This window comes from Acetobacter sp. DsW_059 (assembly GCF_002153695.1).
Classification (GTDB): domain Bacteria; phylum Pseudomonadota; class Alphaproteobacteria; order Acetobacterales; family Acetobacteraceae; genus Acetobacter; species Acetobacter thailandicus.
The window spans coordinates 1-1,343 of record NZ_JOPI01000103.1 but is presented as its reverse complement, the minus strand read 5'-3'; the positions used below and the strand labels follow the sequence as shown (position 1 = coordinate 1,343).

At 40.4% G+C, this 1,343-nt stretch carries 3 protein-coding genes; 2 read left to right on the top strand and 1 reads right to left on the bottom strand.

What is annotated here, in order from left to right:
• Nucleotides 1-8: 8 nt before the first annotated feature.
• A complete protein-coding gene (locus HK25_RS13585) occupies nt 9-188 on the bottom strand; it encodes an Arc family DNA-binding protein (RefSeq protein WP_086636390.1) in 180 nt (59 codons plus the stop codon).
• Nucleotides 189-276: 88 nt separating this feature from the next.
• On the opposite strand from HK25_RS13585, the gene HK25_RS12120 reads away from it, so the two are divergent.
• Nucleotides 277-573 carry an Arc family DNA-binding protein gene (locus HK25_RS12120; protein WP_086636389.1) on the top strand — a complete coding sequence of 99 codons (297 nt, stop codon included), beginning with the start codon at nt 277-279 and terminating at the stop codon, nt 571-573.
• Between the two features lie 175 nt (nt 574-748).
• Nucleotides 749-1,300 (top strand): type I restriction endonuclease, encoded by a 552-nt coding sequence (locus HK25_RS12115; protein WP_086636388.1) that lies wholly within the window; start codon nt 749-751, stop codon nt 1,298-1,300.
• The last annotated feature ends 43 nt before the right edge of the window (nt 1,301-1,343 follow it).

The following is a 1,343-nucleotide window of genomic DNA, read 5'->3' as shown; positions in this document are numbered from 1 at the left end:
GTGTTTTCCTATTCACTGTCAGAGGCATCAGACTGCTTTCCTAGGGCGATGTCTGATGCCTTTTCTTTTTTCTGCAAATCACGAAATACCGCCTGAATTTCTCTGTTCATGCTACGGTCATTTCTGCGAGCTCTTTCTTTAATATATTCAAGAAGACTTCTGTCCGCTCGAATTGTTAGTGAGCACATATCTTATTCCTTTTTAGTGCATCCATTTTGGGCGCACTCCATATGTATCGTGCATCTAAAATGAACGCAAGTAGAAAGTGCGCCTAAAATGAATTATCACTCAGGAATGTCTGAACCACGGCTATCTGTTTCGATTCGAATGACGCGCTCTTTGCTTGATTCTCTGAAAAGAGAAGCGGATGCGCGTTCGCACTCAATGAACGCTGAGATTGTGCAGCGTCTAGAAAGGTCTCTTGACGCAGAAAGACCTGCATTGCGAGAGTTAGACTTAGGGAATTTAACGGTTGATGAAACTGCATTAATAGCAATTTTAAGAACGGTAAGCCCAGAGAAGCGTGAGGCTTTTATGACTGTGGCAAGGGCGGCTTTTTCCTCTGATGAGTAAATAAATAAGTTCACGATGCGCGGCAGTCATAGTATCTATGTGCATGTATTTTGAGTGCTTATGTTTTCTTTTTATTAATCAGGTGCAATAGATAATCCTACTGTTTTAAGCTGCCCTAGGATTCGTAAGTATGTCAGAGGATTTTCGTTAGAAATTTAAAGCATTCTCAGAGCGTATGATCAGTATATCAACGCGCTGCACCAATGAAGAAGCAACAAAACTTTTTTTGGTTCTCCCGTTAATTAACTTCCTCGGGTATGACACAATGAACCCAGATGAAGTTTGCCCAGAGCATAATGCTGACTTTTCAGATAAATATAAAAATAGAGTAGACTTTGCCATCCTGAAGTCAGGGGCCCCAGTGATTGCAATCGAATGTAAAGCATTGGGCGCTGAATTAAAGGATGATAGAGGGCAGTTAAGGTCATATTTTAACGCGGCTCCAACAGTAAAGATGGGTGTTATTACTGATGGGATGGTTTACGAGTTCTATGCGGATTCAGATGAACCCAATATGATGGATTCGAATGCATTCTTATCTTTTGATTTACACGATATAGCCAAAGGTAAAATAGAAGACTCTATAGTTGATGGGATCACGAGCCTTCAGAAATCTAATTTCGACCCAGAAAACATTGGAGCCGAAGCAAAAAGAAAGCTAATTTTTCAGAATTTAGTTCAGCAAATTGAAATATTAGCTAAATCTCCTAGGCTCAGGACCTGTTAATTTATTGAACTGAGCGAGAGATTGTGATTCACAGGCTTACCGA

Coding starts and splice junctions, on each gene's coding strand:
- HK25_RS13585 (WP_086636390.1), bottom strand. CDS start 188: ATGTGCTCACTAACAATTCGAGCGGACAGAAGTCTTCTTGAATATATT.
- HK25_RS12120 (WP_086636389.1), top strand. CDS start 277: ATGAATTATCACTCAGGAATGTCTGAACCACGGCTATCTGTTTCGATT.
- HK25_RS12115 (WP_086636388.1), top strand. CDS start 749: ATGATCAGTATATCAACGCGCTGCACCAATGAAGAAGCAACAAAACTT.